27 protein-coding genes are annotated in these 25,107 nt (G+C 44.6%); 12 read left to right on the top strand and 15 right to left on the bottom strand.

Going from position 1 to position 25,107, the window contains the following annotated elements:
- The 4 genes from trhH to HU143_RS23030 form a co-directional block, all read right to left on the bottom strand.
- On the bottom strand, nt 1–1,416 hold the full coding sequence (gene trhH / locus HU143_RS23045; protein ID WP_001257292.1) for an IncHI-type conjugal transfer protein TrhH: 1,416 nt from the start codon (nt 1,414–1,416) through the stop codon (nt 1–3).
- Nucleotides 1,406–2,452, bottom strand: a complete 1,047-nt coding sequence (locus HU143_RS23040; RefSeq protein ID WP_080229795.1) for a thioredoxin family protein — start codon at nt 2,450–2,452, stop codon at nt 1,406–1,408. Before HU143_RS23040 ends, trhH begins: the two co-directional genes overlap by 11 nt.
- Nucleotides 2,453–3,045: 593 nt before the next feature.
- Nucleotides 3,046–3,558: a hypothetical protein gene (locus tag HU143_RS23035; protein WP_001140953.1), complete on the bottom strand. Its 513-nt coding sequence runs from the start codon at nt 3,556–3,558 to the stop codon at nt 3,046–3,048.
- A 1-nt stretch (nt 3,559) separates the two neighbouring features.
- Nucleotides 3,560–4,360 (bottom strand): hypothetical protein, encoded by an 801-nt coding sequence (locus HU143_RS23030; RefSeq protein WP_000004209.1) that lies wholly within the window; start codon nt 4,358–4,360, stop codon nt 3,560–3,562.
- Nucleotides 4,361–5,118: 758 nt separating this feature from the next.
- Here HU143_RS23030 and mobI point away from each other — a divergent pair.
- The 8 genes from mobI to HU143_RS22990 are packed head-to-tail and all read left to right on the top strand — an operon-like array spanning nt 5,119 to nt 15,261.
- Complete coding sequence (gene mobI, locus HU143_RS23025) at nt 5,119–5,604, top strand: conjugative transfer protein MobI(A/C) (RefSeq protein WP_000071885.1); 486 nt, start codon at nt 5,119–5,121, stop codon at nt 5,602–5,604.
- Nucleotides 5,601–6,338 (top strand): hypothetical protein, encoded by a 738-nt coding sequence (locus HU143_RS23020; RefSeq protein ID WP_000128631.1) that lies wholly within the window; start codon nt 5,601–5,603, stop codon nt 6,336–6,338. Before mobI ends, HU143_RS23020 begins: the two co-directional genes overlap by 4 nt.
- 9 nt (nt 6,339–6,347) lie before the next feature.
- Complete coding sequence (gene mobH, locus HU143_RS23015) at nt 6,348–9,494, top strand: MobH family relaxase (protein WP_001011151.1); 3,147 nt, start codon at nt 6,348–6,350, stop codon at nt 9,492–9,494.
- Nucleotides 9,494–11,578: a conjugative transfer system coupling protein TraD gene (traD, locus tag HU143_RS23010; RefSeq protein ID WP_046788497.1), complete on the top strand. Its 2,085-nt coding sequence runs from the start codon at nt 9,494–9,496 to the stop codon at nt 11,576–11,578. Before mobH ends, traD begins: the two co-directional genes overlap by 1 nt.
- On the top strand, nt 11,578–12,687 hold the full coding sequence (locus tag HU143_RS23005; protein WP_046788496.1) for a hypothetical protein: 1,110 nt from the start codon (nt 11,578–11,580) through the stop codon (nt 12,685–12,687). The genes traD and HU143_RS23005 overlap by 1 nt, the downstream gene beginning before the upstream one ends.
- A complete protein-coding gene (locus tag HU143_RS23000; RefSeq protein ID WP_000718549.1) occupies nt 12,674–13,336 on the top strand; it encodes a DUF4400 domain-containing protein in 663 nt (220 codons plus the stop codon). Before HU143_RS23005 ends, HU143_RS23000 begins: the two co-directional genes overlap by 14 nt.
- A 10-nt stretch (nt 13,337–13,346) precedes the next feature.
- A complete protein-coding gene (locus tag HU143_RS22995; protein ID WP_000952983.1) occupies nt 13,347–14,528 on the top strand; it encodes a S49 family peptidase in 1,182 nt (393 codons plus the stop codon).
- A 1-nt stretch (nt 14,529) separates the two neighbouring features.
- Entirely contained in the window at nt 14,530–15,261 is a 732-nt protein-coding gene (locus HU143_RS22990; RefSeq protein WP_000338612.1) for a nuclease-related domain-containing protein, read from the top strand.
- A gap of 286 nt (nt 15,262–15,547) precedes the next feature.
- On the opposite strand, the gene HU143_RS22985 is transcribed toward HU143_RS22990, so the two are convergent.
- The 11 genes from HU143_RS22985 to HU143_RS22935 form a co-directional block, all read right to left on the bottom strand.
- Nucleotides 15,548–15,901, bottom strand: coding sequence for a hypothetical protein (locus tag HU143_RS22985; RefSeq protein ID WP_000210769.1), 354 nt, complete (start codon nt 15,899–15,901; stop codon nt 15,548–15,550).
- A gap of 65 nt (nt 15,902–15,966) precedes the next feature.
- Nucleotides 15,967–16,251, bottom strand: coding sequence for a hypothetical protein (locus HU143_RS22980; RefSeq protein ID WP_001032029.1), 285 nt, complete (start codon nt 16,249–16,251; stop codon nt 15,967–15,969).
- 356 nt (nt 16,252–16,607) lie between these two features.
- Entirely contained in the window at nt 16,608–16,910 is a 303-nt protein-coding gene (locus HU143_RS22975; protein WP_000442694.1) for a hypothetical protein, read from the bottom strand.
- 432 nt (nt 16,911–17,342) lie between these two features.
- Nucleotides 17,343–17,711 carry a hypothetical protein gene (locus tag HU143_RS22970; RefSeq protein WP_000537761.1) on the bottom strand — a complete coding sequence of 123 codons (369 nt, stop codon included), beginning with the start codon at nt 17,709–17,711 and terminating at the stop codon, nt 17,343–17,345.
- 164 nt (nt 17,712–17,875) lie between these two features.
- Nucleotides 17,876–18,412, bottom strand: coding sequence for a hypothetical protein (locus HU143_RS22965; protein ID WP_000800252.1), 537 nt, complete (start codon nt 18,410–18,412; stop codon nt 17,876–17,878).
- 67 nt (nt 18,413–18,479) lie between these two features.
- Nucleotides 18,480–18,917: a hypothetical protein gene (locus HU143_RS22960; protein ID WP_000286107.1), complete on the bottom strand. Its 438-nt coding sequence runs from the start codon at nt 18,915–18,917 to the stop codon at nt 18,480–18,482.
- 44 nt (nt 18,918–18,961) lie between these two features.
- Complete coding sequence (locus HU143_RS22955; RefSeq protein ID WP_000744346.1) at nt 18,962–19,258, bottom strand: hypothetical protein; 297 nt, start codon at nt 19,256–19,258, stop codon at nt 18,962–18,964.
- 120 nt (nt 19,259–19,378) lie between these two features.
- Nucleotides 19,379–19,657 carry a hypothetical protein gene (locus HU143_RS22950; RefSeq protein WP_000953953.1) on the bottom strand — a complete coding sequence of 93 codons (279 nt, stop codon included), beginning with the start codon at nt 19,655–19,657 and terminating at the stop codon, nt 19,379–19,381.
- 184 nt (nt 19,658–19,841) lie between these two features.
- Nucleotides 19,842–20,123 (bottom strand): hypothetical protein, encoded by a 282-nt coding sequence (locus HU143_RS22945; RefSeq protein ID WP_000710431.1) that lies wholly within the window; start codon nt 20,121–20,123, stop codon nt 19,842–19,844.
- Between the two features lie 65 nt (nt 20,124–20,188).
- The gene (locus HU143_RS22940; protein WP_001272970.1) at nt 20,189–21,373 is read right to left on the bottom strand and encodes a hypothetical protein; all 1,185 of its coding nucleotides are present in this window, start codon (nt 21,371–21,373) and stop codon (nt 20,189–20,191) included.
- Nucleotides 21,374–21,788: 415 nt separating this feature from the next.
- On the bottom strand, nt 21,789–21,965 hold the full coding sequence (locus HU143_RS22935) for a hypothetical protein (RefSeq protein ID WP_001371930.1): 177 nt from the start codon (nt 21,963–21,965) through the stop codon (nt 21,789–21,791).
- Between the two features lie 509 nt (nt 21,966–22,474).
- Between HU143_RS22935 and HU143_RS22930 the strand changes: the two genes are divergently transcribed.
- The 4 genes from HU143_RS22930 (at nt 22,475) to HU143_RS22915 (ending at nt 24,777) form a co-directional block, all read left to right on the top strand.
- Entirely contained in the window at nt 22,475–23,419 is a 945-nt protein-coding gene (locus tag HU143_RS22930) for a DUF5417 domain-containing protein (RefSeq protein ID WP_000778030.1), read from the top strand.
- Nucleotides 23,420–23,515: 96 nt separating this feature from the next.
- A complete protein-coding gene (locus HU143_RS22925) occupies nt 23,516–24,118 on the top strand; it encodes a hypothetical protein (protein ID WP_001424602.1) in 603 nt (200 codons plus the stop codon).
- Nucleotides 24,119–24,177: 59 nt separating this feature from the next.
- The gene (locus HU143_RS22920) at nt 24,178–24,528 is read left to right on the top strand and encodes a hypothetical protein (protein ID WP_000743060.1); all 351 of its coding nucleotides are present in this window, start codon (nt 24,178–24,180) and stop codon (nt 24,526–24,528) included.
- Between the two features lie 45 nt (nt 24,529–24,573).
- Complete coding sequence (locus HU143_RS22915) at nt 24,574–24,777, top strand: hypothetical protein (RefSeq protein WP_001015182.1); 204 nt, start codon at nt 24,574–24,576, stop codon at nt 24,775–24,777.
- The last annotated feature ends 330 nt before the right edge of the window (nt 24,778–25,107 follow it).

Raw genomic sequence — 25,107 nt, 5'->3', positions numbered from 1 at the left:
TCAGTTACGTGTGCCACGAATACTTTCAGTGAAAGCCTTCCGTTGCAGGCGACGGTTATCCCAGGTTGAAATGACGTCCGAGCTGGTACCGACCTGGCTGTGCGATAGCTCATAGGCGGCTTTAACCTGTTTTGAGAGATTGTCTGTTAATCGGTTGAGATCATCCCTTTTACCCGACAGCGACTCACTCGGTATGCTCATGGTTGAAATTTTGGCCTCAACCTGGCGCAACATGTTGATTACGAGGCTCGTCGCAGCAATAGTGCTTATGTCCTGAATGTATGCGTACCCTTCCGGTGCTTCGAATGTTTGCAAAGAGTCGATAATGGTCGGGATGCCGATATAGGAGATAATGCGTAATTCATCATCTGAAACACGAACGTCGTTGATGATTTTTTTCTGTACGTTTAAAAGAAGATCAGAAATGGTATCCTTCAATCCCTTAAAACCACCGTCATTAACTTCTGACATGACAAGGCACTGAGCCTTTCGTGGGGATGATGGATCTGGTGCCGGAGAACACTTGAGCATTTTAATTGATCCGCCAGCTGGTGGCCCCATGATGTAATCCGTGACAGTCATGGTAGACGGGCGGACTTCCATTCCCGCTTTTTCGCCTTTGCTATCCCAGTTGATAATGACAGTACCCACGAGAGACATAAGTTGTTCTGCCAATTTATAACCGGATAACTCCGTTACCCCTCCGATGTTCATTGTTCCCTTATCAATATCCATGAACGACATATAGAAGAGGTTACCACTGAATTTTTCAGCGAACTCTTCGGGATCCTTTGCTTTAACCTGAGAAGTGACAGCTTCAGGTGACTTTGTCATCGATGAGCCAAAATCAGGAATGAGACCATTAATCGATCCCAGAATTGAGGCTGGTCCAGAGCTAACTGAGTTAGCGAACTGGCTTGGCGTACCCACGTTTTCAGAAAGGAAAGAGTAAGTTGCATTGCATGAATCTTTCGCAAATTTATTTAGCGCTTGCAGTTTGTTTTGGATGTCATTAATCGTTGCAGCACAGTCAGCACAAATAGCTGAAACAGCAACGTTAAAAGCATAGATAGCCGCACCCTGGGCAATACCACGGGCCACCTGCACAAGCTGGTCCCCGTTGATCATGCTGAAGGACCCAAGAAAAACGTCAATACCATTACAACCGACAGAAGCTTTTGGAAACGACATGGAAACAAGGTTGGTATTAACGTTTGTTGTTCGGTAAGACATTGACCCGCCAACTATGCCTGTACGGGTTGCTGTGGAAAAGGTGGCCGGGCTGGTAGACGTCATCATGCCATTGAAAATGTTACGCATTGCGTTGTCTGCATTTGCAGTCGGGGCTAAAATTGCAGCACAAACAGAAAGAGACAAAAGTAACTTTTTGAAGTTGAAAACGGCATTACTGCGCATAAGTGCCTCCAAAACTGCCGCCAGCATTGAGATAATTGACCGGATCGGCCGTAGGCATGTCATAGCCTTCGAGTTTTTGGTCCATTATTTTTTGAAGTAAGAATGGGTCTGATTCCATTTCGGATTTATTAACGGTAATAACGCCATCATCACCGATGGTATATTGCCTTTTAATATCTAGAGTTGACTGAAACGAAGCGTCATCGATCAGATTCATGCCCTTCGCGGCAAGTATAATAGTGTTCTTTAATTCATCAGCGGAGATCATGCCTTCACTAATGCGCTGAGCTGATGTCCCATCCTTTGAAACCAGGAAAATTGTAGGTACCTCTCGAATTTTAAATTGATCAATAATTTGTGCATTGGGGATGTTAAAATCCTGAAAAAGGCCATTATGCAATGGCCTTCCATCCATACTGATTGGAAGAATATCTACCGAATAATAGTTCTGCATAAATTGAAGTATTTGGCTCTCTTCGTGGCAAAACTGGCAAGTACTCTGGAAAAAGAAAAATAAACCTGACTTAGTAAAGATATCTTTCATTACCGTTTGCTGATTTTTTTCAACAACAGTGCGGTGAGCATCCAGTGCCACCTTTTCCACTGGTTGCCTGCGTTTTTCAGACATCATCGGGTTTTTAAGAAAATAATCTTTTGATTTGTCAGAAAAACGCGTACTGATATCCAGCATTAACCTTTGCGCCGTGTAATAACGTGATAGATTTTCTGCGGTAGGGTTATCCATTGCCTGCGTTAACAGTCGAGGCATATTCTCTTTTAGCCATTTTGAATTTAAATCTACCTTTTCCTCTTTTGAAGGCGAGCTAGCAGCACCGGTTGGTGGCAAAACCTTTTCTTCTTCAGCTTCGCTTTTTTTAGCAGGATCGTCATACCAGAAGAAACCCTTCTTATAAGCCTGGCCTGATACAAAGGGCGTATCTTTTATTAGGGGTTGCTCAGGGCTGGCGTAGGCACCAGTAATTACCAAAGACATAAGCAAAACCATCTTTGAAGGCGCTAATGCAATACGAGTCATAGACCGTTCTCCTTTTCTGATGCGGTTATGATGGCATACAAAAAAAAGGTTAGAGCTCGTATAGCATGGTCGTTTTTATGTTGAAAAGGACGGAAAAGGAGTGCTGACTAAGAAGATAGTCTCGGTGATGGAAAGATCATCCATCTTGCACATTGTGAAAAATCCGGTGTAACAAAAACATGGTTTTATCGAATATCTAAAAGCAAATATTGCTTTGAAAACAGGTGTATTAAGAGCTGAAAAAAATCATCACCAGTAACGCTGTTTCTATATTTCAAAGAAGGAATAGCTAAGGATCAAAGAAGCGAACTTAGGCAAGAATATAAAATATATTAATTGAAAGCGATTAAGAAGTCGTCATGCATAGAAGGTTTTAGAGAACCTAAGTAGTTTTACGTTTTCAACAGAAAAAAAGGTGAACATTTTTTGGAACGAAGAAAGACTGTATAAAGAAAAATCAAATTATATCTTTACTTGTCAAGAGTTAATATTTAAGTTGTAACTAATATTTGATTGTAAAGCAAACAACAGAATTTGACTTAAGTCAATATTTAGATTCAGACAAGGCAAGTTTCGCGATATCTTTTTTAAATTTAATCTAATTCTTCTTGAGAATACCTCTCTATGGCTGAAGCAGTTGAAGATAATCTGCAACGTGGACAATAAGCATCATTTGTCACTGGCACAATGTATGGGCGTTTACATTTTTCGCAGGCACCTAGTTCTTCAATTTCTTTCATAGAAGTAAGGATTTCTATTATTTTATTAACTTCCGGTGCGCATACAAAGTATCCCAGATTATGAAGGACACTCATTATTCGGTTGAAGTCAATTTGCCGAAAACTCGCTTCCGGATTTATTGGATCAAAACCAAAATAGTTAACTGCGACATCAATAACAGCAGAAAAAGCTCGGCGGTTATCTGTGCGTTTGCTCCAGCCCCGGATACCTTTTTTGAGTTTTGTTTTTGCACCAGGCTCAAAATCGATATTTTCAGCAACATGATTACCGTACAAAATTCGTATTGTATTTTTATTTGCCCCAAGCGACATAGTCCTTGCTGCTCGCAATAGAGCATTAGCTTTTGTTTGATCGACCTTTGCCATATTAATAATCCTTTAACATAACTTTATTTGTTAAAGTGTTGAACACATCCTGACGGTGACTGGTGAACATAGTGTCATAACGTAATAGTTCCATCAAATCATCACTAACTTTTCCTAACCGGATGTCAGCAGACAATTCATAAGCCCAGGCAAAAACTTTCGTTTTAAGTGAAACACTCTCTTCAATATGCCCTTGTGAGAAAGCAATTGTACGTGGGAAAAGAACGACATCGTTAATTGTTTTTAACGATGAATAACCAATGTCTTTAATAGCATCAGCTGTAGTTGGTTTTAAACCAAAGAAAACACTTACAAACTCTGGTGCGAGCATTGAGATAAAGAACACCTGCATAAAGTAGTCATTCTGTATATCAACACATTTAGAACGCAACTCATGAATCTTCTTGGGATTATAGATATCCACTGTACCATTCAGAAAAGTCACTTTTTCACCGGCATCGTAAATACCATAGTCAATATCATTTGTATCATATTCACGAATTACATTGGAATCACCGTCCAAGACCGCAGAAAAAAACCTCTCCCATGTAATTTCCTTTCCGAGTGTACGCGGAACCAAAAAACTACCTGGACGTGTTTCCACTTCAAAAGCTAAATCAGCGGCTGTACTAAATCCTTTCCCAAATAGGCGACGCTGGAGAAGAGGAGTCCCAGTTTGATATGCAGAAGATCCATGCACAGGCAATAACATTAAAAATGCACGGTAACTACGAATAAGCGAAATCTCAGTGCGGAAAAGTTTACCGAGTAAGCTACGAGTTAAATTATCAGATTCTGACATGTGCTGATTGTCCTTGCGCCATTACAATTGTTCAAATCTTCAACATGGATTTTTTGTTAGGTGTTCGGTAGGGTGAAAAGTAACTTTTAGTATTTTCTTAAGGCTTGAATAAGCCTTAAATCTATCCCTTCAACCACACCGCTTACTTGTAACACTTTTTAACCAAACTGACCAGAATTTTATCAAAATTTCTTCGCATGCTAACGAAATGTGAAGCGATTAAAAAAAAACCTAAATCCAGCCCCTCCCAACGTTGGATTAGAATAACGACGTCTTTCACTGACCGTCATAAACTGACATTTTTACTTTTCATCAACCTCATGCTTACATAGGATCACTAAACAAAGAAAAGTGACCCTATGAATACCTCACATAGGGTCACTTATGTTTGAAAAGTGACCCTATGTAATGTCGTCATAGGGTCACTTTTTATAAAAGTGTCACTATGGACAAAGTTCCATAGGGTCATTTTTTTTGGAAAAGTGGCACTAGATATATGTATAACTTTAATAGAGCAATGCACATTATCAAAAGCAATAATCCACAATGGTCATTCCCTCAAAAGTAACTTTAGAGGGTAGCGATGGAAGTGAGGCTAAACTCGCTGTTACTGTTTCTGAAGGCCCCTCCCGAATGGGGGAAACAGCGAGTGCATTACATCTGTTCAATTCCCTCATCAAAGAGCATTCAAAAATCTTCTGTTCGTGAAAAAAAACGGAAATTTCCTCCGGTATAGTAATTTCACATCAGGAGGCGTCATGAGTAATTCGAATCTTATAAGTTCTATAGAGCTAACACGTAAAAATTTACGTGCTCAGATTGAAGGTTTGCGTGTTGAGGCTGAAGATCTCATTACAAAATACTGGATCAAGTGGAAGGAACGAAACCACCAAGAGATTAACCTTACCCGACATAGCAAAGTTCCAAAGAGGGAGTATCTGGGTTCTTACGCACCAAAAGTTGAGCTAATTGGTAATGCCAGAAAAGTAACGATCACTTGGCATCAGTTCAGCCCTTATAAAACAAGAGCGCCTAGTCACATGTCAAAACGGGTGCAACCAATGAAAAGTGGAAAATATTCTAAGAACTGTTTTGTAAACCATGCCAGCTGGGAATACGAAATGATTTCTGAAACGGAAGCATTGCTGGAGCCTTACAGAGAAATGCTTGAGCTCTATCATTCAGCATATATCGAACTTGGACGAAAAATCCGTCAATACTCAAAAACTAAGGTGGCACAATGACCGACGCAATTATCACGGACAATGAGCGTATTAACATTGAACCAAAAGATGTAATGGTAAAAGGTTCAAATAAAAAGCAAGGCGTAAACGCTCAAACTTCTACTCAACGTAGACCAGAGCACCAGGGTATGGCCAAAGTTATTATTAACCCCGGCACCCCAGATTTTAACCGGTTTTTAACTGCCAGAAATGGAGCAGTCATCAGAGGTTTTGATGATGTGAGTATCGCTATTTCCTCTCTCTTTAAAACGGTTGATGCAGTTAAACATCCTGACCTTGTTCAGGCTATTCAGGATTGGTTCAACGAGCTGCATGAAGAAAACAATAAGATGAAAGAAAATCTTGTTGCTTATATTAAGTCAATTGAGTTCGACAAGAATGACTCATTCATGTCATCAACTCAGTTTGTACCTTTCAGTTTTGAACCAGTACAACTCAACTTCAATAACCACAACACCATGAGGTTTTACAAGTACATCTTCGAGATGAACCAGCTCATGAACACAATGTATGAGTACAACTCATTGGGTTTACTGGCTGTAAGCGACTATCCGGTTATGTCTCACAACATTATAAAGAGTATTAATTTATATGTTGAGAATGTGAAAAAGACTCTGAATGTTTCTCGCCGTAAGGATGGGCCATACAGTCCAGCAGAGTTCATCACCAAAGTAATGCAATATAAAAGTGTGCAGGCATACATTGCAGCCGAACTGTCAGGCAAACGTCGATAAGGTATGATGATGAATTTCAGGGCGCTGTATTTATGTATTAAACGGATTTTGGGGATATTCTCATCTCAGGAGAATGATGCAACCTCTGTAATGATTGAGGATATATCAAGCCTCTCTCCTTTTGCGCAGATTCTAGGAGATCAGAAGTACACTGTTCCTGATCATCCAAATCCAGAAGTCCTGAAATTCATCGAGTATCCAACTCGTCCGACGGGCATACAGACATTTAATGAACAGTCAATCCTGTCTCTGTATCGGGAAAAGCTGCACTCAATTTCAATGATGTTAGCTATCAGCGATAGCGACATCAGGGACGATGCATATACATTTACTAATTTAGTATTAAAGCCCTTGGTTGAATATGTTCGCTGGATACATCTTTTGCCAGCTTCCGAAAATCATCATCATAATGGTATTGGTGGGTTACTTTCTCACAGCCTGGAAGTGGCCATACTCTCTTTAAAAAATGCGCATCACTCAGAACTGAGACCAATCGGATATCAAGATGAAGAAGTAGTCCGTAGAAAAGTATATCTCTATGCTGCGTTTATCTGTGGTTTAGTCCATGATGCCGGAAAGGTTTACGATCTCGATATTGTAAGCCTGAATTTAGCTAGTCCGATCATTTGGACGCCAAGCTCACAAAGTCTTCTTGACTGGGCACGTGAAAATGACGTGGTTGAATACGAAATCCACTGGCGAAAGCGTATTCATAATCAACATAATATCTGGTCCAGCGTTTTCCTTGAGCGAATCCTAAACCCGGTATGTCTTGCATTTTTGGATCGGGTAAATAAAGAACGTGTTTATTCAAAAATGATCACCGCCCTAAACGTTTATACTGATGGGAATGACTTTTTGTCTAAATGCGTGAGGACCGCTGATTTCTATTCTACTGGTACAGACCTTAATGTTTTACGTGACCCTATCATGGGTCTGCGTTCTAATGATGCAGCAGCAAGGGCCATTAGTACCATCAAGCACAACTTTACCAGTATCAATATCAACAATTACAATGCTAAGCCTATGCACATCATTATCGTAAATGGTGAGGTATACCTTAACGAGAACGCATTCCTTGATTTTGTTCTCAATGATTTCGAATTACATAAATATAACTTCCCTCAGGGAGAGGCTGGTAAGACGGTATTGGTAGAATCCCTAGTTCAACGTGGTTACGTCGAGCCCTATGATGATGAGCGTGTCGTTCACTACTTCATTCCGGGTATCTATTCGGAAAACGAAATATCAAACATCTTTAGAAATGGGATAGGGAAACTAGAATTCTATAACCTTCTTAAGCTAAGGTGGATTGGTTTAATCTTTGATTCCTATAAAATCCCTGACTCAGTGCCGGGTCTTTTTAGCGTTAATGCCAATAAAGACTTTATTTACATTGACGAGCAAAAAACAGTTACTGAATACAGAAGACCAGTGCCCGGTCGGGACGCTATAACTAAAATTACTGATACTGTTGAGACGGCTGTTCTTAAGGTTAATGATTTAGGCCGCTCCACTGCCTCTATTGATGTTGATATACATTCTAAGAAAAATGAAGGCTCATCCGACGATTTTGAGAAGAAAGCCGAAAGTGATAATGAAATTGATAATGACACGCAGATAGTTAAATCTGAGGGTGAGGAAGCAGCTGATCCTGTCATTCCTGATATAGAAGAAAGTGAAGATGAATCGGCAAAGGACACGGAATCCCATGTCCTGGTCAACCAACTTCATGAACTCCTTTTAAGCGCTCCACTTTCCAATGACTATATAGTGTGTGTAGATGCTGTCCCCTACCTCAACATAGATGCCACTATGGCATTGCTGCCGGGATTAGATGAAAAAGCATTTAGTGAAGAGCCCTATTTCCAACTGACATTCAGAGAAGGCTCTCTCGATGGAATGTGGATAGTAAGGGACATTGACGATCTGCGTTTAGTCCAGCTCGGCGATAACTGCGCCGGGTTCCAGCTCACCTATCATGAGCCAAGAAGGCCAACAACTTTAAAGTCACTTTTCAATACTTCTATGTATCAGGCATTAGTGATTAATGATGAGTCTTCTGTTGAAAACTCTGCCCCACGTCCAAAGCAAACGCTTGAGCTGCCTCCCCCACGTGTAAATGCAGTCGAAGAACATTCTGGCGACGTGGAATATCATGGAACCGATAGTGCATCCGCGACTGGTCCGCTGAAAACTGAGGCTGTGGAATATGAACATTATCAACATCTTTTTGAGGAAGAAGATGAAGAGCATGAGATCATTGATTATACCGATTTCACACAGCTTAGTGTTTCTCGGCCAGAAGTCGGTAGTTGTGCAACAAGCTCTTCGGTCCATAATGAAAAGCTTCTCCCCGAGCCGTCAGAATTACCAGAACTTAACCGAGAACAGAACGCTGATCCCCAGGGTACGATTGAACGCTCTATGGATGTTTCTGTAGGACAAGAAAACTCAGAACCAGATACTGAGGGTAACTGCCCACCACCAGCTGAAGTTGTGTATTCCCAGACCGAAGCAGCCGCAACCAGTGTGATGGCAAGTGAAGAGCCCGCCTTACCTCCTGTACTTGAAGAATCAAATGGAGAGCATGCGCCCACAGACGCTAAGGGGCATCATCTTTCGCCAGCACTGGCCAGACTGTTCGCCCCAACAGCACCGGTAGAAAAACAAAATCCCAAGCGCAACCGGAATAAATCATCGGACAAAGCAGAAGTACAAAAACCAGCATCACCTGTTTCTGGTCACAATCTGAACAGTAAAGTCTTTGCAACTACTGAATCAGACCAAAATGGTGAATTCTCGCTTATAAGCGAAGGTGACGTTACAGAGCTTGAATTTGTAGAAATTGCGTCAGTACTGCATCAAATTCTGTCCAAAATGGAGGTGGCGTTTAAAAGAAAGCGCAAAAACAGATTTATGGTAAGTACTCCTAATACTCTCTATCTGACCCAATCTTGCGTGGAAAAATTTGGGTCGCAGTTAGAGGCTCAAGATCTTTTCAATAAGCTTCCTCAGTACCTCGTTAATTCTGGTGCTGTGATCAATACAAAATGCCATGCATTTAACATGCCTACTTTGCTGGCCGCATCAGACCGGGCGAAAGTGGACATTGAACGAATTATCAATAACCTGAAAGAGGCTGGGAACCTATAATGTCAGATTCGAAGAGGACTAACCTCCATGCACAAGAGAATTTTTATCGGCCTATTCTTGAGTATCGTAGTGCCTCAATACTTTTGATTTGTTCGGTTTCTATGCTTTATATGGGACTTTCTTCAGACGGACTGGACATCGCCCCAATAGTTCTGTTCACCTCAATATTGCTTTTTTTGCTGTGCCTTTATCGTTGCAAAACAGCAGCGCCATTCTTGATGGCTCATTGGCGTGTATTCAAGCGACATTTCATGTTCGTTAGTCTTGATTCACTGCGTGTAATTAACAAAAGTAACTTTTTCTCCAATGAGCGAAAGTATCGTCAACTGGTTCAGGATTATCAAAATAAAAATAAGGATATACCCGAGCGAAAGTCCTATTTTTGTGATGGGTTTGAGTGGGGCCCGGAACATGCGGATCGGGCATATCAAATAGCTAACCTCTCCAGTGATAAACGTGAGATCGAGTTGCCATTCGTCTTCAACCCAATTAAGAGACATTTTGACGCAATGGCTCGTAAGATGGGCGGCAGCAATGCAATTTTTGCTGTGGAACGTAGGGAACCCATATTTGTAACTGAAGACAATTGGTTTGGTCATACTCTGATAACCGGAAACGTGGGTACCGGGAAAACGGTGCTACAGCGTTTACTAAGCATTAGCATGCTTCATCTTGGTCATGTTGTTGTTGTCATAGATCCAAAGAACGATGCAGAGTGGCGAGAATCTCTAATGGAAGAGGCTAAGACCCTCGGTCTTCCTTTCTATAAATTTCATCCTGGCCAGCCAGCATCTTCGGTCTGTATTGATGTCTGCAACACCTATACTAATGTTTCTGACCTAACATCTCGTCTTTTGAGCTTGGTGACAGTTCCCGGTGAGGTTAACCCATTCGTTCAGTATGCCAAGGCTCTCGTTTCCAATGTGATTTCCGGGCTTTCTTACATAGAGAAAAAGCCTTCTATTTATCTGATTCACAAGAACATGAAAAGCCACATGTCTATTGTGAATCTTACAGTCAAGGTAATGGAGTCATGTTACGCGAGATATTATGGTTACGATGTCTGGACCGAAAAAGTTAAGTACGTCGCTAACGAAACCTTGCCGGTACGTTTCAAGCGTCTCGCTGAATGGTTTACGGCTCATTTCATGAATTACGAGGGGTCCGAACAAATAGACTGGTTAGATACTGTTTCCCAGCTTATTGATTACTCAATGTCCGACCCAGAGCATATGGCTAAAATGACCGCAGGTATTATGCCTGTTTTCGATATGCTCATTGAAAAACCTTTAAATGAGCTTTTATCTCCTAACCCGAACTCAGTATCATCAAGAGAAATTGTAACAAGCGAAGGGATGTTCAGCACTGGCGGGGTGCTATACATTTCGCTTGATGGCCTTTCAAACCCCGATACAGCAGCTGCTATTTCTCAATTAATAATGTCAGATCTGACCTCCTGTGCCGGTAGTCGCTACAACGCTCAGGATGGTGATATGTCAGCTAATTCCAGGATAAGTATTTTTGTTGATGAGGCACACTCAGCCATTAACAACCCTATGATTAACCTTCTGGCGCAGGGTCGTGCAGCGAAAATTGCACTGTTTATTTGCACCCAAACCATCTCCGACTTTATTGCTGCGGCAAGTGTTGAAACTGCCAATCGAATTACGGGGCTCTGCAACAATTATATAAGCTTGCGAGTCAACGATACTCCTACTCAGACGCTTGTTGTAGAGAACTTTGGTAAGAGTGCGATAAGCACAAATATGGTCACTTATACGACCGGTTCAGAAACATCTTTGCCGCATAATAACTTCTCAGGTTCAATCTCAGAAAGAAAGCAGACAACTTTAGAAGAGAGTATTCCAAAGGATCTCTTGGGTCAGGTCCCTATGTTTCACATAGTTGCCAGGCTTCAAGATGGCAGGAAGGTTGTAGGCCAAATCCCTATTGCTGTTGCTGAGAAACAAATGAAGCCAAACACAACTCTGTCGGAAATGCTTTTCAAGAAGGCCGGAAAAGTTACTTTGCGTCAAAATCTCGATATCAAAAATCTTAATAAATTTCTAAGGAAGTTTCATTGATGGATGAAAAAATTGTCCTGACGCGCCAGCAAATTTTAAGCTCTGCACTAAAAGTCAGCAAATGTCGCTCGCTCGTAAAAAGGCGCTTTCAGTCTTTGGGTTTAAAGTACGCAGATTCTCAGGAAGTTCGAGATCGGCTAACTAAGATAGAAAAAAACGCGTTTCATCATTTGGGAAAATTTTGTCAGAGCAACGATATCGATTCCCTATTCTCCATGGCAAATACCCTGTCTGAGCTTTTCCTTTTAAAGGGAGAGTTGATCACGACTGATCCCTTTGGGGACCGTGAAACCAGCTACTGGTCGGTACCACAAGGTTCATGCCATGAATGGATTCAATCGCTGACCACCAGCGAAGGTCCTGAACGTAAATTCGTTAGTTTCCGTATTTCTTTCGATAACAATGACGAACGGTGTGATCTTGTAAAGAAGAATGCCCGTATGCTTGGTTGTTATCTTTTGCCTTATTTCGTCGATTTGACACGCACGGTGGGCGCATTCATTAATTTGCCAGGTAGTGTCTCTTTTAAACAAGTACAGCGCATCAAACCCCAGATTCATCCAGAAACAACACATAGTCATATAGTTACTATTGAGGACTCTCCCTTTCTTTCTCGGTTAAAATTTAAAATCATTACTGCCATAGATCGGCTTCCTGACCCTAATGGCCTTTATACAAACACCTTTAACAGCATTATTGACCGTGCACTGCTGACTCATCTCAAAACCGAACAGGAAAAAATAGATAGTCCAAGAGTCTGCAAAAATGTGATTTCGGCTTTTGCCGACTCAACTCTTTCTCTGCCGGTGTTTAACATCGGCCTAAACGAGCAGTACAGATACTGGACGCCGTGGGGCATCAACTTTATAGAATTTTCCCGCCAGGCCGCAAAAGTAAGGACCGCTGTATTTGTTCCTGATGTGGGACAGATCGAGTGGAAAAGCGCAGAGCATAAAGAACTGGCGGAGTTAAGCCTCATCGACCAAATCATACCTAAACAGTACCACTGGCTCCTGGGTATCCCGACGATGTGGCGTAACAACTATTGCAATCACGATCAGAGGCTAGCTCTTTTTCGTGAATGGAGGGAAAGCAATGGCTGCGGATAATACAAGCAGAGCAGCAGTGCTCAGAACAATGCTTTTTTTTGGCATGGTCATTTATTTTGGTTACAGCCTGGCTTTCCAGAATACTGAGGAGCTCAAATATCAGATTACTCAGGAGGTTAATGCAAGCCGGTCCATCATATCAAATGACCGTTGGAAGTCTGTTATTGCAAATAGTGAAGCGACTTTAAATTGGTTGGTACATGACTATAAGTTAATTGACTATCTGAATACTATTCTGATCCCTGACACCAAAAAACCAGCCAGAGGTATTAACATTGTTGCTGAAAAATTTACCTCTATTAATTACACTATGGCCAAAAACATACCCCTCTTACTTTATCAGTCCATTTTCCGGTGGAACTTAATCCTGGGGTGGCTAATCGTTTTTCTGCCCTATCTATTTGCCATGCTAGCAGATGGAATGTACCAGTGGAAATTGAAGAGGTACGTATTTGGTAAGGTTACAGTTCAGTTTTATCGTATTTGGTTTCGAGCATTTTGGGTGATCAGTGCTTTAACGATGGTCTACCTGGTCATGCCGAATATGTCACTATTTAACAATATCGCTCAACTTTTCCCACCAGTCGCTTTATTGATACTGGGAATTGCATTGAATCGCTTGTGGTCTAACTTTCAAAAACTCATGTAAAGGTGGTCAGATGTTAAGCAGTAAAAAAAGGAAGTCCCCTACAAATATCAAAGAATCGCTCAATGATAACGCTGACCGTTTTTATAAGATGTTTCGCATTCATACCACGGCAAAAGTTGCTATGTCGCTAATTGCCATGACCGCTGTAGGGTTTTCTTTCTACAATCTTTACGAACAATGGCAGGACGCTGAAGGGAAGAAAGACCATATAGCTGTAATACGGATTTCTGGCGAGATGGGTACCGGCTCGGAAACGGGCGATGGAACAGTGATCGCAACAGCTCTTGCCAAAGCTTACAATAATCCCCATGCCAAAGCAGTTATTATCGAGGCAGAGTCAGGTGGTGGTGGTCCCTCTGACGCCATCATTATTTACCGCCAGATAAACGCGCTTAAAAACCACCAGCCACAGATTGAACGCGTATCAGATGCCGGTTGCTCTCTTTCATCTGTAGCCGCTGACAAGAGTAACAAAACCGGGAGCACAGAACGTGGCGATGAAGCACGGTCGAAGCAAAACTCCCTCGAAGTACTCTCCAGCGGTACCGGTCGTTTTTTCTCTGATATCGCAGACTCATATAAACCAATCATCGTTAGTGTGAAAGGCATATGCGCATCCGCATGCTATTACGCGGTATCGCCCGCTGATGCAATTTATGCCGACAGTAATGCCCTGATCGGTTCTATCGGTGTGCGTATGGACCACTGGAATCTGTCAGAGATCATGAGCACAGTAGGCGTCAAGAATGAGCCCCTTACGGCCGGTGAGTTCAAAGATGCTCTTGACCCCTTCCACCCATTGTCCGATTCAACGAGGGAGTTCATGCAGAAGGAGATCCTGAACACGATGCATGAAAAATTTATAACTGATGTTGAACTTGGACGGGGTAAAAAGCTTCTCTCGCGTCATGATGCCGATGCTGTTTCTCTCTATTCAGGCCGTGTATGGCCAACACCTCAGGCAGTTAAGTACGGCCTGGTGGATGGAGATCTTACGTCAGTAGAGATCCGTACACGTCTTTCAAAAATGTACTCCACTGACACGTTCAAAAACTACAATGAGCCTCATCGTAATCTCCGTTCTGCACTCGGCATGCTGATGAGCCTGTCTTCAAATATTGAGAGCCTTACCGGTACCACTACCCGCTTGGTAGAATCTGTTAATGCCACCAGCTACCCCTCTGTGAGGTAACATGGATGCTTTCAATCTGCTGTGGAGCATTACGGGGGTAGCTTTCATTATCCTTATTTTCGTCGTGTTGCTGTGTCTGTTGGGTTTTATGACCTCTGCCATAGCGGAACGGCGGACTGCAAAGGCAATTGAATCTGGGCTTCCTGAAGAAGCTCAGGGGCTACTTAGTGATCTCACCTTTCAGTTGTCGGCTCATAGCACTACTCAGGTTGATCACATTCTCGTAGCCCCACATGGTATATACGTCATAGAGCAGAAAAACTACGTAGGCAAGCTCTACGGTACTCTGGAGGAAAGCCACTGGCGGAAATGGACTCAGTCCCGAACCCTCAAGTTGCAGAACCCGTTTAAGCAAAACCAGGGGCACATCAGGGCTATTCAGTCTGCTCTTAAGGCTAGAGAACTGGAATGTATCAATGTCGTCATCATAAACGGACGTTGTAAGTTTGATGGCATCAAGCCGGAATGGTTATGTATGGGGATGGACGATTTTATCCATAAAGTCAAACAACGACGAGGGCTACGGTTGTTCACACCGGAGTCTGTTCAGCACATCTGTTCGGTGTTGAAGTCAACAAGGAAGTCGCCAGGGCTCTATACGGACCTTACTCATATTCACAACATAACGACAAAGTACAAAGCCCCGATGAAATTCGAGCAACGAGTAACATACATTCTGCTCAACTTTATCCATTATCTGTGGGCAAGTCTGTTCACTAAGCAGAAGCCTTAGCGCTCTATCATTGGTAAGGCTGTAAAATGTCTGCAAAAGGCCCCATCGGTAAATTGTTGGGGCTTTTTCTTTGCGTAGTTCTGATACGGTTTATCCTGTGGAGCATTATGGCCACCAGCCAGCTGGTGACTGGCCAACGCTTTGTATGACGTAGCCTACTCAGGGCAGGCTATTTTAGAGGGACCGATTTTTATCCGGGCTAATTTAGAAAGAGATAATTTGAACTTAGGCGGGCTGACCACCAGCAGAGAGGTAAATCACTAGCCGGTGATATTGACAGAAGTCGTCAGGGGTTTAACGCCGGAATATTTTGCCAGGCCTCCTGCAAGGTCTGCAAGACTTCTACAAGTGATAGTGACGGCCACAGGACTGTTTCCGTCATTATCACTCCAGGTGGCTCGCACTCTACTGGTACCAGAATTAAAACAACACGAGTTCCTTTTACCTGGTAGGCAAGGTTTACTGCCGGTTGGCGGTAGGAGGCCAGTACACCCTCACCATATTGAGCAGGGTTACTTGCCCAGTTCCGCACCATTGCATACACCTGAGGCATATACCGACTATCCAGATCCCCTTTGGGCCGTCTGAACGGCACGATTTCTTCTGAGCGGTAGGTGGTCGTTGTTGTATTGGTTGTCATCTTTGTCACCTCCCCTGTTCGTCCATTTAGAGTTTTAAGCTGCTTTACACATCACACTCAACTGATTATTTAAGCTGGTCATCGTCTCTGGCCAGCATAGCCCAACCATTCGACTGGTTTTCGCGGGAGTAAGGATTCATTTCAAAATAACTATCTACCGCGTCGCTGTCCGCAACAGAACTGTTGTTAGCTCTCTTTGAACCCTGAACCACTACAGCATCAACCTCTGCGGCTTTCCCGTTGCGCTGTACCAGGATTTTAACCGTCTTGGGCTTACGTCTTGCGAGCAGTTTGTTGGCGATAAAAAGCACAACAATCCAGGCCAAAAGCACGTATAAAAATTTATTCATAATGCCCTCCTTTGTATGTGATTATTATACCTGCTTCCATTGCAGGCCAAACAGGTTCGGTGTATGAAAAATAGACTTCTCTCCGGCGTATAGCAATCTACTTACTGATCTGTTTTCGTATCAAACTGTATGGCATAACCGAGGGGCGTACGTGGTGAGTCAGAAAGTTACTTTTCCGTAATAGTTAATTTCAGATCCTTCTTCCAGTTACGCTTCAGTATAAAACCGATACCCTCTAATTCAGCATCCTTCACGTTTAATACGCTTCACTTTAAGGCAGGGCTTTTCGGTTGATATGAATTCTTTTTCCGGTTGCTGGACATGGGTTTCATCCTGATAGTTAAAATTGCAGGCTATCAGTCACCACCACCACCTCCTCCTCCTCCTCCTCCACCGCCACCATCACAACCACCAGCTATGCTATTTTCACCATTACAATCACCTCCGAGGGGGTTCAAATGGCTGCTCCCCTGTAGATGGTGTCCTTGCCAGATCGAACCCGAACCAGCGCCTCCTGAGCGTCTTTGCTTGCCCTGAGGCAATTGTGCAGGCTCACCAGCACCGGCGGTCCCAAAAATGTCCCGGGCAATTTTATAAAGAAGGTAAAAAGGTACGCCCAGCATCATAAAAAAGATTACTGAAAATATTACACGTTCCATTGATGATCTCCTGTCTTGTGAGAGACCAGTTATATCAGGGTGATTCAGTATTTCCGTTTAGAAAAGAGTACTAATTTGGCCCTGTTCGATCTTAATTTGCCATCCGGGAAAAAGTCATAGGGATAGGCCTGCCAGAGTCAATAACTTCCAGTGATCTGGAGGAGACCCCGGCTCTCTGAGCCCTCATGGATGGTACGGCTTTACCCCCTGTAAACAGATTCACGTTCCGCAGGACAAACATCGACTACTGACGTCTCATATTTGCTGACGCTAATCCGACGTCTCATTGCCGTCTGCTTGTTTTCTTTAAAGGGTGTATTAGACGAATATCAAATCGGAATGGTAGGGGATGTGTGGGCACCATGCCCGGCCCTCTTTGAGCATCTGAGAGATTGGAGACCTAGCCGGGTAAGATAGCTACTTTCTTACGGGTTACCCTTCAAATCCAAAGACGAAACGGACGCTGCCGTTCTCCACGTGGAGACGCTTTACTTCTTCGACAAATTCCTGGATCACCTCTCCGGCGTTATCGGGTGGTATGGCTGACAAAATTTCTTCCGAAGTCAGCCATGAGTATGAATGTTCACCGAATAAATCATCATCTTCGGACGGTATATCATCAGGTAATCCGCGTAATGCGTGGATAAAAACTGCTGATGTGCTCGCCCTTTCACGATCTACATCAAATCCGAGCCAGGCAAAGTGGAGATATGATCGGTCCCCTTTATAATTGCTTGATAAATTAATCCATTTACCAGGCTTTTCTTCCCTTTGAAATCGCCAGCAGATATCAACGCCCATTAAGAAACTCCATTACTATCGTTCGTATGAGATAACTATCATTTCAGAATACTATGACTTCTTCCCGTATAGAACTAATCGCTCACGCCAACTGGGCGAAGCCAACCGGTTCCGCCACTTCGCTCATTGGTTTTTAGGCGTAAGCACTGAAGCCAGTCTCCATGCTAACTGGCGAGCCTGCGAAAGTCAGACTCGTTGTTATAAAGCGGCATATCGTAAGCGGTGTCTGAAATGAACATGCGGATCTGCTCAAGCGTCATGCCACAATGAAAACGGTTTACGCTCACATTGGCCCGGGGGAAGTCAGCACAAAACGCATTCAAAACATTTTCATGGACAATGCCAATGTTGATCAACGCAGCTGGCCCGTTGTCACGGAAGGATACGACACGGAATCCCCCATACCAGCCTGAATGGGAGAAAAATGAAAATGCGCCGGATGCCAGACCATTAGACAGGTCATAGCGCAATTTCCCGCACAGAGACTGGCTGTCTTTGCTGTACACGCGATTAATGAAAATACCGGGACCAACTTCTACCGGCTGCTTGTTGCTTGCTAAACACGGAAAGCCCACCAGCGAAACCTCCCTTTCTCCTGACCAGTTTACCTGATACCCGGCAGTGAGAAAGTCCGTCAGTTCTACGCCAGAAAGAGCATTAATGGCCGCGATATCGGTAGTCAAAATATTTACGTTTTTCATATTCATCTCATCTTTATTCTAAAGTGCGTTTTTTGTCTATCAGCCCGAGGATTGAAAATTTGAATATTTAATGTGACAGATAAATACCTGTCACTTTTTCAAAAACAGCCTGTAATTGAATATCGAGAGAGTTCATTTTAAAATCCACCAGCTCAGCTTTATTATCGCAAACCAAATAAAAATAGGAGTCAAATGCGTCTGTATCTTCATCTTTAAAAATACGGAAGGAATTAATTTTATCATGCCCTTCAAATTCGGCATGAATACCATAGCGAACCGAGCCGTCATCGAACTGAACAACCCGTCGTACAGAATTAATCCGGACGTACTGTTTTAAGGCCCTCGCGAAATCGGCATTTAACGCCAACGCTCGTAAGATTGAATCAGCGGTTTCATTCTGCTTTTTACGATCGTATTCAAATATCCCACAGCCGGTGTTACGAAAGACCGGCTGAAGAGCATTAACCAGGTTGAAGGAATCCACGTTTCTGTCGTTTCTGTACATGAGATATCTCCTGCCCCTCCGCTATACGAAGGGGCTTGATAGGGTTACTGCCAGGCTGCGATCACTTCTTCGCACTGGAAATGAGATAAGCACTGCTGGAGTAGAAGAGCCAGCACCGCTGTGTTAGGGACGCGATTGTTACACCACGCGTTGAAAAGCAGCTGCCATGGACCGGCATAATACCCGGCCAGTTTCTTTTTTTGTTTAGCTGTACGGCAGCGGGAAATGGCCTGCTGATAAAGGCTTTCATTCTCATCACCAGCCCGTTTTTGCAGAGTGCGATAAATATACGAATAAAGACTGTCAGAACAGTTTGAAGCGTACGCCAGTTGTTTTTTCATAATACCTCCTGTTTAGAAGTATTATATGTAAACAGCCTCAGCGGCTAATAACCCGTAGCAATATAATTTGCATTTTTTCTATTTCTGAAGACGCTTTTTAAATTAATATTTACTGAGTTATCACAACTTATTATTCTTCCCGTCTGCTGTTTTATTAATCCCCCAGTTAGTAATCACGCCAAGTCGGCGCAATTTTTCACGTTGTTCATAAATAAAAAAATCGCCAAGGCAGTCTTTTAAAACTTCACTATCCTGATATTTTATTTTTTGAAGCATCCTCGCAACTATGGCGCGTTTCAGGAATATGGCTGCATCAGACTCAAGCATTTGTGAGGACTGTCTGACGGTCTCCTGCATGTCGACGATACTGCTGAGCTTTCGTCTGACCACGCTTAGCATAGTGTCCGGGAACCGCTTAGCGGCTGAATGTAACCCGCAACAACGTTACGCATTGTTTTACTCACTGCAATTTTCCATTTAAGTCTGTTTGTTCCACCAGCTGCTAACATCAGCGTTATTCATCCTGAGGTTTCGCCCGCGATTGACAGATCAGAGGCAGCATGGATGAAATTGCCAGAGTAGATCACTGCATACGCGAATAGTGGTTTGTATTCAGTTCTGCGTTTGCCTGCTTTTCCAGTGCTGTCATAACCCGGCGGAGCATCGCCAGAGCCTGAACAGGCGAGCTCCCAAACTGCACTTTCACTTCAGCCGTATCATGATCCTGAATCAGGTCGAGTATATTCACTTCGATCCCTGCCCCGTTTTCATCTTTTGCCGTGCACTGAATACTTACCCGGGTCACCGAATCCGTCAGGACTGGCAGTGGGTTAGTTTTGTCTACGTTGATAACAGCCTTCTTCATTGCCCTGTTTCCCCTTGTCCTGAAAAAGTTACCGACCCGTCCGGATGGAGGGGTCGGTCAGAAAATCATGACTGTCCCTTGTTCATCTTATCAGCATGCTTACGCAGGTACTCTTTCAGGTCAGCATGAGCGTTGATGATATCGTTCATTTCATCATTGGTCAGAACAAGCGTGTAAGTATCAGTACTGACAGATTCACCTTCTTTAAGCTTGGCTTCTTCAGCAATACGTTCAAAAATCGGGATCGCGGTGTCTGCAATGACGGTCACAGTCTTTTTGTTCAGAACGCTGGACATGGAAGGTGCTTTACCTGCCGGGTTCTGTTTAGGAGCGCTGTCCTTTGGAGCTGGAGCCGGTTCCTGTACCGGTGGCGTATCCAGCGTCTCCGTATTGCTTTCATCGTTCAGTTGATCCGGTACCGGGGTGTTATCGGTAGTATCATCTGCCGGTTGCTCAGCACCGATGTTTTCCGGAGTCTGCGGATCTGCCATGCGCTCTTCTACCTTGGCAGCTTTGACGAATTTCAGCGTGTTTTTCGTCGCCTTGCCATAGATGGAGATCGCTTTGTTGATGTTATCTACCGCATCCTCACCGCTGTACATATACTCGTCCAGTGCAACGTACATGCTCACCTGATCGCTCACAAGCATGGTCTGTAGTTCAGAAGGCAGGTCCAGTACGCGAACCATCTGGCGAAGATGCTGCTCTGATTTACCACGTTTTTTTGCCAGTTCCGCAAAGGTCTTAGGCTCTTCTTTATCTTCAACCAGACGCTTAATTGAAAGCGCTTCAGCTACGACAGACAGCGCCAGGTTGGAGTTGCCGGTCAGGGTGAAGAGTTCTGCTTTTGAAGCGCTACCGCGAAACTCTTCGCAGCGAATACGAGTAATGCGTTCACGCCCTTCTGCTTCCAGCTGGCGGTTTGCAATAGCGATGGAACGGATACGGCAAGCCCCCTGACGCAGTACAGGTACGCCATTAACCATCTGAACAACGATAGGCGTCACGCTGAACGGGTCTTCCATGTAGGCATCGGCCAGGCTGTTCAGGTGTTCCACAACGTGAGGCATTGAATAGTAGAGCTCGCCCATACCGGCCGTGCGGGTGTTAAAGCCTTCCTGCTCTACAACAACCGAAGGGTCAATGATAAGGCCGTTGCCTTTACGGGCACCGTTACCAGTGCGTTCCAGGTAACCACGAAGGCTGATTTCGTTGCTGTTGTTTTTTACTTCAGTTTCGATTGCGGACATTTTTGTTCTCTTTTTTGGTTGGTTGTTTAACTGCGCTACAACACAACAATACCAGGTTCGACATTTTTCCTAATAGGTTGCGGAGAAGAAAAAGTAACTTTTTTTAAAAATTTTCCTGAGGCAATACTACTCGATCCGTCCGTTTTAAATCTTCACAACAGTGGGCCGTTTTTACGTTTAAGCAAAATAACTGGTTCAGAAGGTGACTCAGAGAGAAAAGTTACTTTTCCGGTTGTCTGGGCCAGTGATGGGAGAGTGGCAGGACAGGAATGGCTAAACCGGTGCGGGTCTCTTGTAAGTCGCAGGGGATTCAGGAGATATAGAGGTAAACTGGTACGTTCAGTTTTTGGATTGAGCCGGGCTTTTGGCCCGGGCTTAAGGAAGCAGAAATTTGAACGAACTGGCAGGTAATGCTTTATGCCGCCGACAGCTGGCCGTCAGTGCTTTGCTGTTCTGGTTTGACAGTTGGGGGATAACCGGCAGTTAGCCGCTGGCATTCCGCATCACAGAAAGCCCTGAGGTTGCTGAAGACGGACTCCATGAAATCAGCATGAGCATACGAGTCTACAGGACGTGTCTTGTTATCTTTCATCTTGTTCTCCTCAATCATTATTAAAACCAGCGGATTTAGTTTCTGGCGCTCCATCTGCTGACCGGCTTTCCCAGAGAGCAGCGATGTGTCGGGTTCTTTTTCTCATTTTATCGTTTTCATCGGGCCCATCCGGGCGTATAAGAGACCGATTTGGCATGTTTAGGAAACGTACTGGCGTAATTAAAAGCTGAGGTTGGATTTGGAATAAAAGGATGCTTTTCCCGTTTGTCGGGTCTTTCGCCACCGCTGCACGATGATTCTGTCAGGCATTCTGCGCCCTCCCAGGCTGCACATCTGGAAACAAGCGTTGGGATGTTCCCTTCCCCTGCTCACCGTAGAAAGATCGGCAAGTCCCGACGGTCGTTCCGTACGAGCCGGGTCCAAATAATGAATAAATAAAACGCCGCTTCAATTGTATTGACAATAGAAGTCAGGAGGATCATAGTGTCATTCATGGTGCGGCTTTCGCACCACCGCCCCGGCGGTACCGGGCAGAACTGGAGTACCTCATGAAACTTTCCCGTCAGACGACTTCTGATACTTCTGTTGATGGCCGTTCACGCGCATATGCCTGGGGCCGTGTCCATTATTTCATTATCGAACATGCACCAATGGCTGAGCTGGTCGCTATTGACGAGCTGCTGGAAAAAGCTGGCTGGAGCAATGACGGCTGTCCGAACTATGAGAAAGATGACGAGTTTGGTAATGCTGGTTACAGCTGTGGTTACTGGATCGATATTGACAGCGTGGGAAGCTTCAAGGCTGACTACAAACGTCTTAAGGGGGAGATTAGTGCGCATATCGCCTCAAAGGCGGCAGAGGTGGAGATCCGCGTACTGGACTCGATGTCCGACAAAGAATGTAAAGATGTTGCCTCGGTGGCATCTACTGTTCGCCGTGACTTACGTACGCAGTCCGAATCGCTTCATTCACTGCGTACAATCGTAACGGTTGATCATTACAATCCCTATGTGACCACCAGCCGCCCGCTGAGCATTTCCGCCTGGACACTTATCCACGACTGTCTGAAAACAGGCACCATCAATGACGTCTGTTCACGGTTGAGTTCATTAATCCTGCACTCTGAAGCCGCGATTGCCCGTTGTAAGGGAAGCTCCGACTACTCTTCGGAACACGCTCAGCTATCGTTTTTTGCTGGTAACGACTATGTCACCAGACGCACCCTTGTTGATGCAGCTCACGAAGAGGCTCTGCGAATGAACCGCCGCTTTGATGAACGCATTGCAATGAACGCGGATTCTGATGCCAGAAGGCTCCAGTGCGAATTCAACCTTAGCAACCATGTCGTACAGCGTAGGACCGTTGAATCTGCTCATATCCAGGCACTCAATGAAGACGTCACCCGTTCACAGGCGGAACCACGCTGCCCTGGAAAGCTTCTTCTGAATATGACCAGTCATGAGGAAGTGCGGGACTCACTGAGCGCCTGTTAGTCCAGCGACACCCCCTGCGGCTCTACTACCGGGCCGCAGTCTGCTCCTGCCCAGATGGTGCCAGTGGTGTAATGAATTTGTTTAATAAGGCTAAGTATGATGAATAAAGAACAACTAATCGACAAACTGGAACGCGTGGTATGTGGTCAGTACTCCTACGAAATGCAGGAGCTTGCGTATTCGGCCCTCTGCTGCATTAAAGGCACCCCGGACGACTGCGCTAAGTTCCCTGTTACGCGTCCGCTGCCTGACACCTTAGTGGACGTATGGGACGAAATCGGGCAATACCTTGGCACAGGCAAAGCCATTGAAACTCGCAGTTGCGGCGTTTCGCTTCTGCTTCATGGACACTGCTACGATTCAAATCATGTGCTTTACTGGCGCAATGCTGGCGCACTTCCAGCAGCTTGCGATACGCCACTGGCTGGTGGGTCTCGCAAACTGTTCACCTGCTCAGCCTGTGGAGTGGACGGTCTGGATGAACCACCTGAAACCAGTTGCCACTGCTGCACAGAGGGGGCCCACTGGGTTGAGAGCAGGCTCTTCACCTCCGGGCAGGCAGACCCTGAAGAATTTAGACCCGTGGCGGTCGTGAAAGAGTGTGCAGGCTCAACGCCGGATGATCGGCTCATCTGGAGTGTGATTGAACAGCTCAACGGCGAACTGGCGGAAGGCGATAAACTATTTAAGCGACGCTGACAGATCACGGCAGCATTTATAACAGACGAACTCCAGAATAATTTAAAGCAACCATGAACATGAAAAAGCCCAAAGCTGCATTACAGAATGCCATGAAAGAAGATGTGCCAGCTGTGACACAGATTCAGATGCGATCTACGGTTTCCAGAAAGGTTCGCTATGTAAAACAGGCAAATCGAGAGGGTCTGAAATTATCTGAGTGGATGTCGCGGCATCTCGACGCTGTCTGTGATACCGCAGATGAGATTCATAAAGGCAAACGCTCAACTCCGGTTGCGCCTGGGAAGATTCCCCCAGAGGTATACCAGGTGATATACGATCAGTGCGGCGGGTTCGTGGAGTGTGATGCTAATGCCCAGGTTATCTGGGAAGCCTGCCGTAATGCCATTCTTAACGGAGACAAAGGGTAAACGGCAGGTATCGCCTGTCATTTTACCCTTGTGAGGACAATACTGATGAACCATGAGAGCCGAACTGTATACCTGAACACGGCCATTGAGGCCCTGCTGAAAGCTGAGGCGGCTCTGAACGATCTGGCATTAGCCTATGAGCTTAAACCTGATGAAAAGGCAAGCGCATGCCATCCCAGAACCGGCACACTTTCCACTGCGTCCCAGGTAAAAAAACTCCGCCGTGTCCTTGAGAAGCAGAAGGTATGAAGGGCTGCATCAGCCAGGCCCGGATATAAATACATGCTCTGCCAGGTGAGTACCACTGCCCGGTAGCCGAATGATAAGTTTTGATTTCACGGTTGCAATTTCTCCCTCTGGCATCACTGCTCCACGATGCACCCCGATCAGCTTAGCGTCTGAAAATGAAGATGCACCGGACCTGCATGAAGCGGAACGGTGCCCAGCTGAGTGTTTGTGGGCACAATGAACCGCAATTTCATGATGGGAATGAAAGATGGCTGGTGGCCCGCTGATATGAACGCTTACCCTGCATAACGTTACTAACCACAATCTTTTCACTAAAAGAAAAAAGGGTTC

This window comes from Salmonella sp. SJTUF14076 (genome assembly GCF_015534835.1).
In the GTDB taxonomy this organism is placed as follows: Bacteria; Pseudomonadota; Gammaproteobacteria; order Enterobacterales; family Enterobacteriaceae; genus Salmonella; species Salmonella enterica.
Note: the sequence above shows the minus strand (reverse complement) of the source record. Positions and strands in the feature narration are given on the sequence as shown.

Coding starts and splice junctions, on each gene's coding strand:
- trhH (WP_001257292.1), bottom strand. CDS start 1,416: ATGCGCAGTAATGCCGTTTTCAACTTCAAAAAGTTACTTTTGTCTCTT.
- HU143_RS23040 (WP_080229795.1), bottom strand. CDS start 2,452: ATGACTCGTATTGCATTAGCGCCTTCAAAGATGGTTTTGCTTATGTCT.
- HU143_RS23035 (WP_001140953.1), bottom strand. CDS start 3,558: ATGGCAAAGGTCGATCAAACAAAAGCTAATGCTCTATTGCGAGCAGCA.
- HU143_RS23030 (WP_000004209.1), bottom strand. CDS start 4,360: ATGTCAGAATCTGATAATTTAACTCGTAGCTTACTCGGTAAACTTTTC.
- mobI (WP_000071885.1), top strand. CDS start 5,119: ATGAGTAATTCGAATCTTATAAGTTCTATAGAGCTAACACGTAAAAAT.
- HU143_RS23020 (WP_000128631.1), top strand. CDS start 5,601: ATGACCGACGCAATTATCACGGACAATGAGCGTATTAACATTGAACCA.
- mobH (WP_001011151.1), top strand. CDS start 6,348: ATGAATTTCAGGGCGCTGTATTTATGTATTAAACGGATTTTGGGGATA.
- traD (WP_046788497.1), top strand. CDS start 9,494: ATGTCAGATTCGAAGAGGACTAACCTCCATGCACAAGAGAATTTTTAT.
- HU143_RS23005 (WP_046788496.1), top strand. CDS start 11,578: ATGGATGAAAAAATTGTCCTGACGCGCCAGCAAATTTTAAGCTCTGCA.
- HU143_RS23000 (WP_000718549.1), top strand. CDS start 12,674: ATGGCTGCGGATAATACAAGCAGAGCAGCAGTGCTCAGAACAATGCTT.
- HU143_RS22995 (WP_000952983.1), top strand. CDS start 13,347: ATGTTAAGCAGTAAAAAAAGGAAGTCCCCTACAAATATCAAAGAATCG.
- HU143_RS22990 (WP_000338612.1), top strand. CDS start 14,530: ATGGATGCTTTCAATCTGCTGTGGAGCATTACGGGGGTAGCTTTCATT.
- HU143_RS22985 (WP_000210769.1), bottom strand. CDS start 15,901: ATGACAACCAATACAACAACGACCACCTACCGCTCAGAAGAAATCGTG.
- HU143_RS22980 (WP_001032029.1), bottom strand. CDS start 16,251: ATGAATAAATTTTTATACGTGCTTTTGGCCTGGATTGTTGTGCTTTTT.
- HU143_RS22975 (WP_000442694.1), bottom strand. CDS start 16,910: ATGGAACGTGTAATATTTTCAGTAATCTTTTTTATGATGCTGGGCGTA.
- HU143_RS22970 (WP_000537761.1), bottom strand. CDS start 17,711: ATGGGCGTTGATATCTGCTGGCGATTTCAAAGGGAAGAAAAGCCTGGT.
- HU143_RS22965 (WP_000800252.1), bottom strand. CDS start 18,412: ATGAAAAACGTAAATATTTTGACTACCGATATCGCGGCCATTAATGCT.
- HU143_RS22960 (WP_000286107.1), bottom strand. CDS start 18,917: ATGTACAGAAACGACAGAAACGTGGATTCCTTCAACCTGGTTAATGCT.
- HU143_RS22955 (WP_000744346.1), bottom strand. CDS start 19,258: ATGAAAAAACAACTGGCGTACGCTTCAAACTGTTCTGACAGTCTTTAT.
- HU143_RS22950 (WP_000953953.1), bottom strand. CDS start 19,657: ATGCTAAGCGTGGTCAGACGAAAGCTCAGCAGTATCGTCGACATGCAG.
- HU143_RS22945 (WP_000710431.1), bottom strand. CDS start 20,123: ATGAAGAAGGCTGTTATCAACGTAGACAAAACTAACCCACTGCCAGTC.
- HU143_RS22940 (WP_001272970.1), bottom strand. CDS start 21,373: ATGTCCGCAATCGAAACTGAAGTAAAAAACAACAGCAACGAAATCAGC.
- HU143_RS22935 (WP_001371930.1), bottom strand. CDS start 21,965: ATGAAAGATAACAAGACACGTCCTGTAGACTCGTATGCTCATGCTGAT.
- HU143_RS22930 (WP_000778030.1), top strand. CDS start 22,475: ATGAAACTTTCCCGTCAGACGACTTCTGATACTTCTGTTGATGGCCGT.
- HU143_RS22925 (WP_001424602.1), top strand. CDS start 23,516: ATGATGAATAAAGAACAACTAATCGACAAACTGGAACGCGTGGTATGT.
- HU143_RS22920 (WP_000743060.1), top strand. CDS start 24,178: ATGAAAAAGCCCAAAGCTGCATTACAGAATGCCATGAAAGAAGATGTG.
- HU143_RS22915 (WP_001015182.1), top strand. CDS start 24,574: ATGAACCATGAGAGCCGAACTGTATACCTGAACACGGCCATTGAGGCC.